14 protein-coding genes are annotated in these 12950 nt (G+C 61.2%); 8 read left to right on the top strand and 6 right to left on the bottom strand.

Going from position 1 to position 12950, the window contains the following annotated elements; translation table 11 throughout:
- Nucleotides 1-94 precede the first annotated feature (94 nt).
- The 4 genes from QMK17_RS12115 (at nucleotide 95) to QMK17_RS12130 (ending at nucleotide 4330) form a co-directional block, all read left to right on the top strand.
- Entirely contained in the window at nucleotides 95-1189 is a 1095-nt protein-coding gene (locus tag QMK17_RS12115; protein ID WP_442972747.1) for a beta-mannosidase, read from the top strand.
- Between the two features lie 750 nt (nucleotides 1190-1939).
- The gene (locus QMK17_RS12120) at nucleotides 1940-2737 is read left to right on the top strand and encodes a MerR family transcriptional regulator (protein WP_283509383.1); all 798 of its coding nucleotides are present in this window, start codon (nucleotides 1940-1942) and stop codon (nucleotides 2735-2737) included.
- Nucleotides 2738-2872: 135 nt separating this feature from the next.
- On the top strand, nucleotides 2873-3484 hold the full coding sequence (locus QMK17_RS12125) for a dihydrofolate reductase family protein (RefSeq protein ID WP_283509385.1): 612 nt from the start codon (nucleotides 2873-2875) through the stop codon (nucleotides 3482-3484).
- An 87-nt stretch (nucleotides 3485-3571) separates the two neighbouring features.
- On the top strand, nucleotides 3572-4330 hold the full coding sequence (locus QMK17_RS12130) for a YqjF family protein (RefSeq protein WP_283509387.1): 759 nt from the start codon (nucleotides 3572-3574) through the stop codon (nucleotides 4328-4330).
- A gap of 96 nt (nucleotides 4331-4426) precedes the next feature.
- On the opposite strand, the gene QMK17_RS12135 is transcribed toward QMK17_RS12130, so the two are convergent.
- Nucleotides 4427-5380 (bottom strand): phosphotransferase, encoded by a 954-nt coding sequence (locus tag QMK17_RS12135; RefSeq protein WP_283509389.1) that lies wholly within the window; start codon nucleotides 5378-5380, stop codon nucleotides 4427-4429.
- A 244-nt stretch (nucleotides 5381-5624) separates the two neighbouring features.
- On the opposite strand from QMK17_RS12135, the gene helR reads away from it, so the two are divergent.
- A complete protein-coding gene (helR, locus tag QMK17_RS12140; RefSeq protein WP_283509390.1) occupies nucleotides 5625-7799 on the top strand; it encodes an RNA polymerase recycling motor ATPase HelR in 2175 nt (724 codons plus the stop codon).
- An 8-nt stretch (nucleotides 7800-7807) separates the two neighbouring features.
- On the opposite strand, the gene QMK17_RS12145 is transcribed toward helR, so the two are convergent.
- A complete protein-coding gene (locus QMK17_RS12145) occupies nucleotides 7808-8164 on the bottom strand; it encodes a VOC family protein (protein ID WP_283509391.1) in 357 nt (118 codons plus the stop codon).
- A gap of 139 nt (nucleotides 8165-8303) precedes the next feature.
- Between QMK17_RS12145 and QMK17_RS12150 the strand changes: the two genes are divergently transcribed.
- Both QMK17_RS12150 and QMK17_RS12155 read left to right on the top strand, forming a co-directional pair.
- Complete coding sequence (locus QMK17_RS12150; protein ID WP_283509392.1) at nucleotides 8304-8882, top strand: ArsR/SmtB family transcription factor; 579 nt, start codon at nucleotides 8304-8306, stop codon at nucleotides 8880-8882.
- A 25-nt stretch (nucleotides 8883-8907) separates the two neighbouring features.
- Nucleotides 8908-9117, top strand: a complete 210-nt coding sequence (locus QMK17_RS12155) for a hypothetical protein (RefSeq protein ID WP_283509394.1) — start codon at nucleotides 8908-8910, stop codon at nucleotides 9115-9117.
- A 45-nt stretch (nucleotides 9118-9162) separates the two neighbouring features.
- Here the strand turns inward: QMK17_RS12155 and QMK17_RS12160 are convergent, their stop codons facing one another.
- The gene (locus tag QMK17_RS12160) at nucleotides 9163-9378 is read right to left on the bottom strand and encodes a hypothetical protein (protein WP_283509396.1); all 216 of its coding nucleotides are present in this window, start codon (nucleotides 9376-9378) and stop codon (nucleotides 9163-9165) included.
- Nucleotides 9379-9485: 107 nt separating this feature from the next.
- Between QMK17_RS12160 and QMK17_RS12165 the strand changes: the two genes are divergently transcribed.
- Nucleotides 9486-10280 (top strand): HugZ family pyridoxamine 5'-phosphate oxidase, encoded by a 795-nt coding sequence (locus QMK17_RS12165; RefSeq protein ID WP_283509397.1) that lies wholly within the window; start codon nucleotides 9486-9488, stop codon nucleotides 10278-10280.
- A gap of 13 nt (nucleotides 10281-10293) precedes the next feature.
- Here QMK17_RS12165 and QMK17_RS12170 read toward each other — a convergent pair whose 3' ends face one another.
- From QMK17_RS12170 to QMK17_RS12180, 3 genes are all read right to left on the bottom strand, one after another.
- The gene (locus tag QMK17_RS12170; protein ID WP_283509398.1) at nucleotides 10294-10950 is read right to left on the bottom strand and encodes a nitroreductase family protein; all 657 of its coding nucleotides are present in this window, start codon (nucleotides 10948-10950) and stop codon (nucleotides 10294-10296) included.
- 90 nt (nucleotides 10951-11040) lie between these two features.
- Nucleotides 11041-11856, bottom strand: coding sequence for an ATP-binding cassette domain-containing protein (locus tag QMK17_RS12175; protein ID WP_283509399.1), 816 nt, complete (start codon nucleotides 11854-11856; stop codon nucleotides 11041-11043).
- A gap of 3 nt (nucleotides 11857-11859) precedes the next feature.
- Nucleotides 11860-12918, bottom strand: coding sequence for an ABC transporter permease (locus QMK17_RS12180; protein WP_283509400.1), 1059 nt, complete (start codon nucleotides 12916-12918; stop codon nucleotides 11860-11862).
- Between the last annotated feature and the right edge of the window lie 32 nt (nucleotides 12919-12950).

A 12950-nucleotide genomic window follows, 5' to 3' on the forward strand; every position in this document is an offset into this window, starting at 1 on the left:
TTCGTCCAAAACCTTCTGAAAGCTTCGATATTCGGACACCAAAGTTTTATTTTTTTGTCTGCTTGTAAATGCGTTCACTGGCTAACATCTGTTCATGACTCGCACGCAACGGCTGGGTATCGTGTTAGTGCTCGCCGCGATGATGCACGGCGCCGCGACTCCGCCGGCGGCCTCGGCTGCCCTGGAATCGACGGCGAGGGTTACGGTCGAGGCTGGAGGCTTGCGGCTCGACGACGAACCGTGGTGGCCAACGGGGTTCAACGCATATCAACTGGCAACCGATTGGTCGGTGAACGCAGGCTGCGGGGCGATGGTTGATCTCGACGCCTACGTTTCGGCTCTGCCACCGCATTCAATGACGCGGTTCAACGCCTTTCAAGCTCTCGCAACCAACAAGTTCACAGGACAGCTCGACTTCGGGCCGATGGATGCGGTGTTCGCTGCCGCTGAAGCACACGACCAACTCCTCATACCGGTATTGTCACCTCAGGACGGTGCCTGCGAGAGCAACGTGTTCAAGGACCGCCAGTGGTATGTCGACGGATGGTCGACACCGGAACTCGGTGCTCCCCTCAGCTTTCAGCAGTGGATGACGGTAGCGGTCGATCGGTGGAAGAACTCGTCCGCTCTTGCCGCGTGGGAGTTGGTGGGTGAACCCGAAACCAGTACTTGCGGAGACTCGACGTGCTCCTGGTCGACGCGCACGTGTGCGCCCGACGCGGCACAGGTCCTACGGACGTTCTTCGACACTGCTGGGGCCCAGGTCCGTGCTCACGATCCTCGCACGTTGATAACGGCAGGGCTCACCGGCGGCGGTCAATGTGGAAGCCAGGGCGAGGAGTATCGCTACCTTGCCGAGTCACCGTTCGTCGACGTCGTGCAATATCACGACTACGGCGCCGACGGTGTTCCGCTACCCGGCGATCAGTGGAACGGTCTAGCCCGCCGCATCACACAGAGCACCGAGTCGGGTAAGCCACTTCTGGTCGCCGAAATCGGAGAACTCGCTGGCTCGTGTGGGGCGACAGAGGACCGCGCAGCAAGCATCGAAACAAAAATTGATGGGCAGCGGGCTGCCGGCACTGCGGGTGCGCTTCTGTGGGCATTTGTTCCGGATCCACGACCGTCGGAATGCAGCTACGACATCGGTCCGGAAGATCCCTTGTGGAGATCAATCTCTGGGGCCTGAATATCAGCGATACCGGAGCGGTGCAACGCAACGTAAAACCTGCTGGAGGTCGACGCTAGAAATGTGACTGGTTGGCCAGCGGCAATACTGGTTGTTTCGGGTCACGGGCTGAACAGCGTCTTTCAACCAAACCTCGGTCACTGACGGTTTACGAATTGATCTTTCCAGCCTGTGGTATTTCTTCGCGTAGGCGGAATCAATCAGATCGTGTGGCCCGTCGGCTGCGTCATGGAAGGTGACGTCGTGCACGGTGCGGACTCGGCGACCAGGATTCAGCGGGTTTGGCCGGAGGTGTCCACGAGCCGAACATGGGCGTCATTCTTTCGTCACAGTGACAAATATGTACGGGCGTGGCCGGCGCCTCGATGAACTCATTCGCCGGCCGCGGCTCTGATGTCTGAGGTTCCGGCCGTCGTATCACTCGCCACAGTGGTTGTGCACGAGGGTATCCGGCCCAAATATTCACGGCACCGACGAGCTGGTCGGCGGGCATGATTCTCACGGGCGCCGACGGCCGGTGCCTCCAGGTTGTCGGTTGCGTTGCTGACACATTCGAATACTTGTGTACTGCAGCCCTACAAAATGCCGATAATCAACATTATGTCAACTAACGGATTGGCTATCGGCAATAATGCGCACATGCGGTTACATGAGCACCCGCACCCGTTGACCGCGGCGAACGCTGCCGGTGATGAAGGCGTGATTGCTTGGCTTGCGCCTGACGCGTCGTCAGGTCGTACCGTCACTAGCATGACGATCAGGGCAGAGATCGAACCTTGGAAAGTTGGAGCACTGGCGGAATCGACCGGTCTCACCGTTCGTACGCTGCATCACTACGATCACGTCGGTTTACTTTGCCCGACCAGCCGAAACGGCGCGGGTCACCGGCTCTACACCACCAAGGACGTTGCCAGGCTCTATCGCATCAGCCTGTTGCGACGGTTGGGATTCCCGCTGGAGCAGATCTCGCACGTCCTCGATGATCCCGACTGGGACCTTTCGGCTGCAGTTCAGCGGCACCTCACCGACACCCAACGGCGGGCCGCCGTCGCATCCGCGCTGCGCGACCGGCTCACTGTCATGGCCGATCAACTGGCCACACACACCACCAGCCCATCCCCGGATCAGATGTTCGGGGCTCTCGAGGAGATGGCCATGCTCGATTCATCCGTACACAGCACTACGACGATACTGATCTACGACGACCTGCCAGCCGCGCACGAATACCTGGTGCGGGTCTACGGCCTGACGCCCGGGCCGCTGGAACGCACACCGGACGGCACCGTTGTGCACGGCGAGGTCAGGGCCGGTGAACAGGTGATCTGGATGCACCCAGCCGGTGAGGGCTTCAGGTCACCCAGTGAACTCGGTGGTGTCAGCGGGATGACCGTCATCAACGTCGAGGACGCTGATAAGCATTACGCGAGAAGCGTCGCGGCTGGCGCCGTCATCATCGAGGAGCCAGTGGACCAAAACTACGGGGTTCGCGAGTACGGCGCCCGCGATGCAGAGGGCCAGCTCTGGTATTTCCATTCCCCGCTGGACTGACCGCGCGGGTGGGGCTGGTAGTCCGGGTGGCACAAGCAATCCCGAGGGCTACGGTGGCAGCATCCCCTCGATGAGTTTCAGTGCCCATCCGAGTCTGCCTCCTACGTAGTCCCCGAACCCACGATTGGAAAGCTCATGCCGAGGACCAACCTCTCGATGTCAATATCTGCCGACGGCTACGTAGCCGGCCCCGACCAAAGTGAAGACCATCCGCTGGGCGTCGGCGGTCAGCTCCTGCACGACTGGCACATGGGAACCGCGGCAGATCACCCCGTGAACAAGCAAGTTGTCGGTGAAATGATGGATGGCATGGGAGCAACCATCATGGGTCGCAATATGTTCGGGCCGATTCGCGGCGACTGGGCCGATTCGGACTGGACCGGATGGTGGGGCAACGAACCGCCCTACCACTGCCCTGTGTTCGTGCTGACCCACCATGCACGAGAGTCGATCGCACTCGACGGCACAACTTTTCATTTCGTCACTGACGGAATCGAGTCCGCCTATGCACGGGCAGTCGAGGTCGCAGGCGAGCGCCCCATAAGCATCGCAGGCGGCGCCTCCTGCGCTCGCCAGGCGATCCGCGCAGGCATCGTCGACGAAATCGATCTCCAGCTGAGCCCGGTGATCTTGGGTTCGGGTGAGCGATTGTTCGACGGCTTCGATGCAGGTGTCCCCTCACTCGAACTGGCGCGCGTTCTCGAGGCACCTGGTGTGGCTCACCTGCGCTACCGCGTTGTCCGCTGATAGATAGTGGTGTGTGCAGCGGCCGCACAATCTCACGATTCCTGGGCTTCTCGGTTCGAAAAGTACATCACGCCTACTGTTCATGGTGTGGACCACGATGGAGGACGGCGAGTCTGGCCGAGGCCACCCATTCTGCCGCGCCCGATTCTGATGGACCAACGCTGGGAGCGACTAGTCTTTCTGCATTGGCGTGTCTCGAGCCGCCTCGTAGCTCCGCTGCTACCGAAGGGATGTAGCCCCGACGAATTCGATGGTTCATCCTGGGTTGGCCTGATCGGGTTTCACATGGTCGGCGCTGGTTTCGGATATCGGAGGCCTATCCCCTACTTCGGCACCTTCCCCGAGATCAATGTCCGACTGTATTCGGTGGACGCCGATGGCCGCCGCGGCGTGGTGTTCCGATCTCTCGAAGCGAGCCGTCTCGCGGTGGTGCTCGGCACCAACCTCGCCGGCGTTCCGTATCGCTGGGGATCCATGGCGATCGAGGACGACCGATCTGCGATCTCATACCGGAGTACGCGCTTGGCGCCGCCACATCGAGGCGTCACGACGGACTTCGGCGTTGTGCGCGGATCGCGGGACATGTCCGACGACGCGCTCGCTCGATTCCTGACGGCGCGTTGGGGTTTGCACACATCCTTGGCGGGTCGGCTTCTCTATGTGCCGAATGTTCATCGACGGTGGCAGTTGGTGGACGCCGAGGTCACCCATTGCCGTGACCAACTCGTCGGCGCGGCGGGGCTGCCCAACGTCTCCAACCGGCCACCGGACTCGGTGCTGTACGCACCCGGCGTGTCCACCCAGTTCGGTTGGCCGCACGCCGTTCGCGCCACCGACCAGCTGTAGTCGGATCAACCGGATTACTGATGGTCGTTCGCGAGGCCCTGCTATGAAGGCGGTCAACAGGTTTCGGCCATCCACCTTTGTTGATCACGTCTGTGTTCATACAGCAGAGGCCCATCCGGCGGAGTCATTCTCCGGTATTGCCGCAATGCCCAGCCACAGCACCAAAATCTCGAACCACGAATCTTCTGCAGGACTCAACGGCCGTACCGACTCGTAACCCGTGCGAAATATGTTCCGTGCGGCTTCCGGTGTCGGCCGCCAGTCAGTGAACAAAGTGCCCAGATACACGCTGGCCTTGGCCAGGTCTTTCACTCGATGGTCGACGATCACGTCGTCGAAATCGAGGACCCCAACTACCTGAGAGTTCTGCATCAAGAGGTTGGCTGCTCGAAAGTCGTTGTGCACCAGCTGAACCTCGTCATCGAGAGGGCATGCAGCCGAGAGCAGCTCCGCGAGCCTGCGTGACGCTTCGGGAGCGCGGCCGGAGTCTGCAACAGCCAACCAACGATCGATCCGATCGTTCAATTTGTTCTTCGGCTTCGGCATTGCTGTGGGGCTGTCCAAAATGTCTCGCAGCGCTTCGTGTACGCCTGCCAGGCAGGCTCCTGCCGAAAAGACTGCGGCGCGGTCGGTGACATCTAACCAGCTCCCTGTTACCTCGGGAAGCACAGCGATCGACAGCGCGCAGGTGGGGCCAGGAACTTCCACTCGACAGAGACCGTTCGAGGTCGCGATGGGTGCTGCGACCGGGATCTTTCTGTCAGCAAGCAGGCGCAGGAGTCGGGTCGATGCGTCCAGAGCGGCGAATCGTTCCTGTGCACGTGACCATTTCACTACCACGCGGCCCTGGTCGGTCTCCATCCACACGAGCGCATTGTGGTCACTGATCACCATCCGGCTGCATTGGCCGGCAGCAACACCCCAAGTCTTGTCGAGCGTGTCCGAGACCCAATCCCCCATCGTGTCGAAGTCGACGAAGCCGAATCTCTCTCGGAGTGCTGTCGTAGCCTCCACGGATTCCCAGAGCATGGACAGTCCGAGCGGTAACATCGTCCCGATTGTAGAGGCGCTGAGGATCGTTCAGTACGGAGCGACCGGGTTCCATGTTCAGGGATTCGGAGAAGCTCGCAGAATAGGGGCCATCAGCCGTGCCAAGCCCCGAGAGTGGCCACCAACTGGGGCGTTGCCCCTTTCCACCTTCAATCTATAGCGCACCCAGGGTCTTGCCGCAAGACCCCGTGCATACTCCAGAATTGCCCATCGAAGCTGAGTCTGCAGAGATGGGAACCACCGCATGCACACATCACCGACCACACCCACGTCGACAAGGTCGGCCTCGAACCTGTTCGAGTTCGACGATAGCCAGTCTCCCAAGCTCGACCCGAAACTGATCGCAGGCGACGAGCGCCACTTCGTAGCGGTCGCCGAGAGTCTTGCATCGTCCATGGCTGACGCGACTGCCAAGCTCGACGAGGCGCGCTGGGCGACCGACGGCTCCGGCCGAGAACTGATGGAACGAGATTTCGAGGTGCATCGGCTCACTGCGCGACTGCGGTCACTTCGTCGATTCGGGCTGGACCTGTGCCTCGGACACATGGTCGTCGAAGGCGGCCAGGACATTGTCTACATCGGACGGGTGGGGCTACTCGACGACAGGGGCAACCAACTTCTGATCGACTGGCGCTCCCCCGCGGCCGAACCATTCTTCGGAGCGACCCATGCCCGGCCGATGGGACTGTCTCGTCGGCGGCGATACCGTTGGAAGAGTGGTCGAATAAACGACTACTGGGACGAGATATTCACGGCGGACTCACTCGACGAACCGGAGCGTGCGGCACTGGACGATCAATCCGCGTTCATCGCCAGCCTCGGAGCTACTCGTTCGCCTCGGATGCGAGACGTTCTCGGCACGATTCAAGCGGATCAAGACGCGATCATCCGTGCTGGCTCTCGCGGCGCTCTCGTCGTCGACGGCGGACCAGGAACCGGTAAAACGGTTGTGGCACTGCATCGTACGGCTTTTCTTCTGTACTCGGATCCGCGGCTCGGTCACAATCATGGCGGTGTGCTCTTCGTGGGTCCACATGAGCACTACCTGGCCTATGTTTCCGACGTACTGCCGAGTCTCGGCGAGGAAGGCGTCCAGACCTGCACCCTGCGTCAGCTTGTCGCCGAGGGCGCGGCCGCTACCGACGAAGCAGATCGAGCTGTGGCCGATGCAAAGTCGACCGCGCGGATGGTCGAGGCGATCGAGACCGCCGTCAGGTTCTATGAGCGTCCGCCGACTGCGGGGATGACCGTCGAGACCGACTGGGCCGAAATCCAACTGGATCCTCGGGACTGGGTCGAAGCGTTCGACGCACCCGACGTCGGCACTCCGCACAACGAGGCGCGAGAACAGATTTGGGACCTGCTGGTCACCATCCTGGTCGACAAGTACACCGGCGACATCTCGACCGCTGTGGTCCGAAACTCCCTGCTGGAGAACGAGGTATTGCGAGCAACACTCGACAACGCATGGACGTTGATCGACGCTACAGATCTAGTGGGTGATCTGTGGACGGTGCCGGCGTACCTGCGAGAGTGCGCACCCTGGCTGACGACCGACGAGGTTCGACTTCTCCAGCGAACAGAGGCACACAGATGGACGACGTCGGACCTTCCACTTCTCGATGCCGCGCGACAGAGGCTCGGTGACCCGAAGGCCGCACAAAGAAAGCAACGTCGCGCCGCTGTAATCGCCGCCGAGCGTCGCAGAATGGACCATGTCGTCGACGAGATGCTGCAACTAGACGACGAGGACGGAATGATCGCGCAGCTACGCCAGGGCGGAATCCGCGATGCCCTCGTCGACGGGGCCATACTGCCCGCTTCCGACACCGACCATCTGGCCGGTCCTTTCGCGCATATCGTCGTCGACGAGGCGCAGGAGCTGACCGACGCCGAATGGCACATGTTGCGGCTGCGCTGTCCATCGTCGAGCTTCACGATCGTGGGTGATCGCGCTCAATCGCGCCGTGGATTCACCGAGTCGTGGCAGAAGCGACTGAGAAGGGCGGGTCTCGATCACGTCGACATAGCGACATTGAGCATCAACTACCGCACCCCTGAAGAAGTGATGTGGGAGGCCGCACCGGTGATTTTGGGCGAGTTCCCGGACGCGAATGTTCCGACGTCGATTCGCCGCAGCGGAATACCGGTGACGCACGGCCACACGTCGGATCTTGATGCGACGATCAAAGCTTGGGTGCAGGAGCATCCAGATGGAACGGGTTGCGTGATCGGAAGTTCCGCGCTCACACCCTCCCCCCGTATCCGATCGTCGACACCAGCGCTCTCGAAGGGACTCGAGTTCGACTTGGTGGTGCTCGTCGATCCGGCGGCATTCGGCACCGGGATCGAAGGCGCGGTCGACCGCTACGTGGCGATGACCCGGGCAACGCAACGACTCGTGATCCTCACCAGCTGACCGCCCGACTACGGCTTGGGATGACCGACGATGTTGACGACGTTTCCGTCAGGGGCGCGAACCAGGAATCGATGGACTCCCCACTCCTCGGTGGTCAGTGGATGCACGATGTCGTAACCGAGTCGTCGCGCTTCTTCGTAGGCTTCGTCGACGTCCTCGGTGAGGACGGAGATGACCGAATCCTCCGGCGAGGTCTCATCGCGCGTGACCAACTGGACGCTTGCCGCGGAATCCTCGTTGGTGAACCGCGCGACCCAGCCCAGGTTGAACTCCTCTGATCTCAGACCCAGGAAGTCGGCATAGAAGCTCTTCGATTCCTCGATGTTGCCCACTCGCAGGTTGGCGATGATGCCGTGAACGTTCACGTGTACTCCTGTCGTCGGATACCGAAGTCGATGTTCGTCTGCGTCGGCGATCGGCACAACCGCGCTGCGCGGAAAGGCAGCACAACAACATACGCAATATCTCTTGCGCAAATTGTTTTGCGAAGTTTAGACTCGAGCGATGAGAGCGCCCAGACCTATAGCCGACGTGTCGCAGTTGAAGGCGCTCACACACCCTCTCCGTGTTCGCATCCTCTATGCCCTTCGCGCTGAAGGCTCTGCGACGGCGAGTCGCCTGGGTCAGGTGGTCGACGAGTCCCCCAACTCCGTCAGCTACCACCTGCGCAAATTGGCAGATGCAGGATTCGCTTTCGAAGCACCGGAGCTCGGAGTCGACGGCAGAGAGCGCTGGTGGCGGGTACCGGTCGAAGGCTTCAGCTGGTCGTCAGCGGACTTTGCGGGCACGGTCGACGGTGCAGCGACCAGCAGAGCTGCGAAACAGGTCCTCGTCGAAAATCAGTTCTTACGCCAGCGCGAATACGACGACACGGCCGAGAGTTGGGGAGAGGACTGGATTCGCGCGGCACACAGCGCGGACTTCGTGCTCCGACTGTCCCCAGACGAAACCGAAGAGATGATGCGTGAGGCGCAGGAAGTGTTCGCCAAGTGGCGCGAACTATCAGATTCGCGCGATGGATCGAAGATCGACGGTGCCGAACACGTGATGGTGTTTGCGCACGGGTTCCCATTCCGACCGTGACCACCGACGAAGAAAGGCGTTCGTGATGATCCACCTTCCTGCGGAGCTGTCACTATTTCTGACACGGCTCGATACCGAGCAACATCTGCAGCGCACCGAGCGATACCGCCTGGCTCGGGCACGGCGCAGAGCCGAACACGATCAAGTCGAATTGGAACGCGCGTGGCGTGCTTTGGATATCGCTCTTCGTGCGGAGTCGGATTCGCGGAGAGAGCTGTTCGCGCTGACTCAGTGATCGCGATCCAGAAGAATGAGGCGCTGGGTCCTTACTCGGGGTATGTCAGTCCCCGGGGTCGCTATCGCGCCGACGCGCCCTCAGCCTCACAAACTTGATGGTCACGGCGATGAGTACGGACAGCCAACCAACCGCCAATACGCACAATCCCAGCGTCGTAGCGGACGCTGCCTTTCCATCGTCCGCATACACGTACCCGATGGCCGCCCAGATTGCTGCAACGACAACGAAGAGGCTCAGTGCCGCCACTACCGCTCGCACTGTTCGATTGGACCGCAGAACCCTGATCACTGATGGTGGATGCCCCGCCGTGACCCCTGTGAAACCGCGGCGGAACCTGATTCAGACCACTTTCGTAGACTTGGTCAATGGCACTCGATCATGGCGACCCAGGCGACGCACCCTCCACTCCTCCCCCGCTGACGGATGTGGAGTCGGTGAGGCGATCCACACCAGCCGAGGAAGCCCGGACAGTCGCCGCCTCCACGAACATCGCAACCCTCGCGAGCTTGACGACCGATGGCGATCCGTGGGCGTCCTACATCACGTACGGGTTGCTCGACGGCTCGCCGGTTCTCTGTGTGTCGCGGATGGCCGAACACGGCCGAAACCTTCTTGGCGATCCCCGTGCCAGCGTGTCGATCGTGGCGCCGGGATCACCGAACGACCCGTTGGCGGTCTCCCGAGTGACTCTGGCCGGCGTCGTCGAATCCCCGAGTGAGAACGAACTCGATGCTGCTCGTGCCGCTCACTTGGGGGCTGTTCCCGCCGCAAAGTACTACATCGACTACAGCGACTTCTCCTTGTGGATTTTGAGAGTCGACCGAGCGCGATGGGTCGGCGGCTACGGTCGCATGGACTCGGCGTCCGCCGAGAGCTACGCAGCATCCACACCTGATCCTGTCTCGCCGCACGCCTCAGACGCAGTAACCCATCTGAACAAGGACCATTCGGCGTCGATTCTCGCCATGGCTCGCACCCTCGGTGGCTACCCCGATGCGACCGAAGCGTCCTGCACCTCGGCAGATCGCTACGGGCTCGATCTCAGCGTTGCTACCCCGCGGGGCAATGCCACGACCCGAGTCGGTTACGCCAATCCAATCGACGATGCGGCCCAACTCCGTGCCGCGACCGTGGAGCTCGCGCGTCTCGCCCGCCGCTGAACAGGCGAGATTGTCACCACTTGTCGATGTGTAGTACCGACTCAATCGGTTCTCGCGGCGCGGGCTTGAACGTCTCGCCGGTGAAGTAGGCAGTGGGCATGAGGGCGCCCTGGTGGAACCCCTGGGGAATGCCCAGGAGTTCGGCAACTTCGGCTTCGCGTTCGAGATGCAACGTCGTCCACGCGGTGCCGAGACCGCGCGCGCGGGCCGCCAACGAATAGCTCCACACTGCCGGCAACAGTGAGCCCCACAATCCCGCTTGATTCCCGCCGGGCAATTCCACCGAGCCTCGAATGCATGGAATCAGCAGGACGGGAACTTCACCCATGTGCTCGCCGAGCCATGCGACGCTGTCACCGACGCGGCGTTGAACCGGCGCCCGGTGCGGATCGCCCGAGAACAGTTTTGCTGCCGACGCCCGAGAGCCCAGATACTTCTCGACCTCCTCGCGGTAGATCTCGCCGAGCTGAGCACGCAGTCTGCGGTCGGTTACCACCATCCACTGCCACCCTTGCCGATTCGATCCCGACGGTGCCTGCAGAGCAATTTCGAGACATTCCCGAACCAGCTCGATCGGCACGTCTCTCGTCAGATCGAGTCGCTTTCGGACCGTTCGGGTAGTGGTCAACAATTCGTCGGGAGTCAGGTCGAGAACAGGAAACGACGTCATACCCCGAGTGTGTCACCGACCGTCCATCCCGACCAAGGGCACACGCGGACCGAACACCGACTGTCGATGTCCCGCGCTGAGTGCCGGCGTTCAGCGGCGTAGTTCGTGGGTGAGGGTGTCGAGTTCGTCGCCGCCTGCCATTTCCTTGGTCAGGTCGTCGAGGCTGATGTCGTCGTAGGTGCAGTCCAGTTTCTGGCGTCCTCGGTTGAGGAGCACGAAGTGATCGCCGACCATGTACGCGTGGTGCGGGTTGTGGGTGATGAACACGACTCCAAAGCCCTGTTCCTTCGCTGCGGAGATGTAGCGCAGCACCATCCCGGACTGCTTGACTCCCAACGCTGCGGTCGGTTCGTCGAGGATCAGCACCCGTGCACCGAAGAAGATGGCACGCGCGATCGCGACGCACTGACGTTGACCGCCGGAGAGGGATCCGATGGGAGCGTCGACGTCGGGGAGGTCGATGCCCATCTTGTGAAGCTCTTCGATGGTCGTCGCACGCATGGCGTTGACATCCAACGACTTGAAGAGGCTGCCTTTGCTCAGTTCCTGACCGAGGAAGAAGTTGCGCCACACCGGCATCAACGCCACCACCGCCAAGTCCTGATACACCGTGGCGATGCCCTTGCCGAGTGCATCTTTCGGGGAATCGAACTTCGTCTCGACACCGTCGACCAACAGTTCGCCTTCGGTCTGCTGATGCAGTCCGGCCATGATCTTGATCAGGGTCGATTTGCCGGCTCCGTTGTCCCCGAGGACGCCGGTGACTTCGCCCGCACCGACGCGCAGGTTGATCCCGGCGAGGGCGATGATGTTGCCGTAGGACTTGCCGACATTCTTGAGTTCGATCAGCGGAGTCTTCCCACCGGACGGGGTGGATTCGACGGGGGCTTCAGCGTGAGTGGTCATACGTCACCTTTTCGCTGCGTAGGTTCGGAAAGAATTGTTGGCGATGACCGCGAAGAGCAGCATGGCGCCGAGGAAGAACTTGAACCAGTCGGGGTTCCAACCGGCGTAGACGATGCCCTGATTGGCCATACCGAAGATGAACGCACCGATCATCGCGCCGATGGTGGTGCCGAATCCGCCCGTGAGCAAGCAGCCTCCGATGACGGCAGCGATGATGTAGAGGAACTCGTTGCCGACGCCTTGCCCGGACTGAACTGTGTTGAACGCGAACAGTAAGTGCATGCCGACGAACCAGGCGCAGAACCCGACGAACATGAACAGCCCGATCTTGACTTTGGTGACCGGGACACCGATGGCGCGGGCGGAGTCCTGGTTACCCCCGACAGCGAAGATCCAGTTGCCGATGCGGGTCTTCATCAGTACCCAGGTGGAGATCGCGGTGAACACCAGCCACCACACGACGGTGATGCGGATGGAGACACCGCCGATGGAGAAGGAGGATGCGAAGACCTTCTTGGCGGAATCGAAACCTTGCATGTCCGAGATGGACTGAGTCGCAACCTGACCGGTGACGAGTTTGGTGACGGCGAGGTTGATACCGGTGAGCATCAGGAAGCTCGCCAGGGTGATCAGGAACGAAGGGATCTTCGTCTTCATGACCATGTAGCCGTTGAAGAACCCGACAGCAAGGGCGAGGACCAGTGCAAGTGCTGAACCGAGCCAGACGTTGAGGTGGAGGTTGTAGGCAATCATCGAGGCCATGATCGAGGAGAAGGTGACCGCGACGCCGGTGGAGAGGTCGAATTCTCCGCCGATCATCAGCAGGGACACTCCGATGGCCATGATGCCGATTGTGGAGGAGGCGTACAGGACCGTCGCCAAAGCCTCTGGGCTACGGAAGGGCGGGGCGACGATACAGAAGAAGACGAAAATGACGATGGCACCGAACAGGGCCCCGATCTCGGGGCGAACCAGCAACCGCTGCATCGGCTTCTGTTTCTTCACCCGCTCATCGGTGACGACGGTGTGCTTGGACAGATCCAAATCGGCCTGTGCACTCATGAGAAATCCTTTCGTGCCGGGGCGCTCGACGT

The sequence above is a fragment of the Rhodococcus sp. G-MC3 genome (assembly GCF_030063335.1).
In the GTDB taxonomy this organism is placed as follows: Bacteria; Actinomycetota; Actinomycetes; order Mycobacteriales; family Mycobacteriaceae; genus Rhodococcoides.

Excerpts from the sequence above, each read along its gene's own strand:
- QMK17_RS12115 (WP_442972747.1), top strand. The coding sequence starts at position 95 with ATGACTCGCACGCAACGGCTGGGTATCGTGTTAGTGCTCGCCGCGATG.
- QMK17_RS12165 (WP_283509397.1), top strand. The coding sequence starts at position 9,486 with ATGGCACTCGATCATGGCGACCCAGGCGACGCACCCTCCACTCCTCCC.
- QMK17_RS12125 (WP_283509385.1), top strand. The coding sequence starts at position 2,873 with ATGCCGAGGACCAACCTCTCGATGTCAATATCTGCCGACGGCTACGTA.
- QMK17_RS12120 (WP_283509383.1), top strand. The coding sequence starts at position 1,940 with ATGACGATCAGGGCAGAGATCGAACCTTGGAAAGTTGGAGCACTGGCG.
- QMK17_RS12175 (WP_283509399.1), bottom strand. The coding sequence starts at position 11,856 with ATGACCACTCACGCTGAAGCCCCCGTCGAATCCACCCCGTCCGGTGGG.
- QMK17_RS12155 (WP_283509394.1), top strand. The coding sequence starts at position 8,908 with ATGATCCACCTTCCTGCGGAGCTGTCACTATTTCTGACACGGCTCGAT.
- QMK17_RS12170 (WP_283509398.1), bottom strand. The coding sequence starts at position 10,950 with ATGACGTCGTTTCCTGTTCTCGACCTGACTCCCGACGAATTGTTGACC.
- QMK17_RS12150 (WP_283509392.1), top strand. The coding sequence starts at position 8,304 with ATGAGAGCGCCCAGACCTATAGCCGACGTGTCGCAGTTGAAGGCGCTC.
- QMK17_RS12180 (WP_283509400.1), bottom strand. The coding sequence starts at position 12,918 with ATGAGTGCACAGGCCGATTTGGATCTGTCCAAGCACACCGTCGTCACC.
- helR (WP_283509390.1), top strand. The coding sequence starts at position 5,625 with ATGCACACATCACCGACCACACCCACGTCGACAAGGTCGGCCTCGAAC.
- QMK17_RS12135 (WP_283509389.1), bottom strand. The coding sequence starts at position 5,380 with ATGTTACCGCTCGGACTGTCCATGCTCTGGGAATCCGTGGAGGCTACG.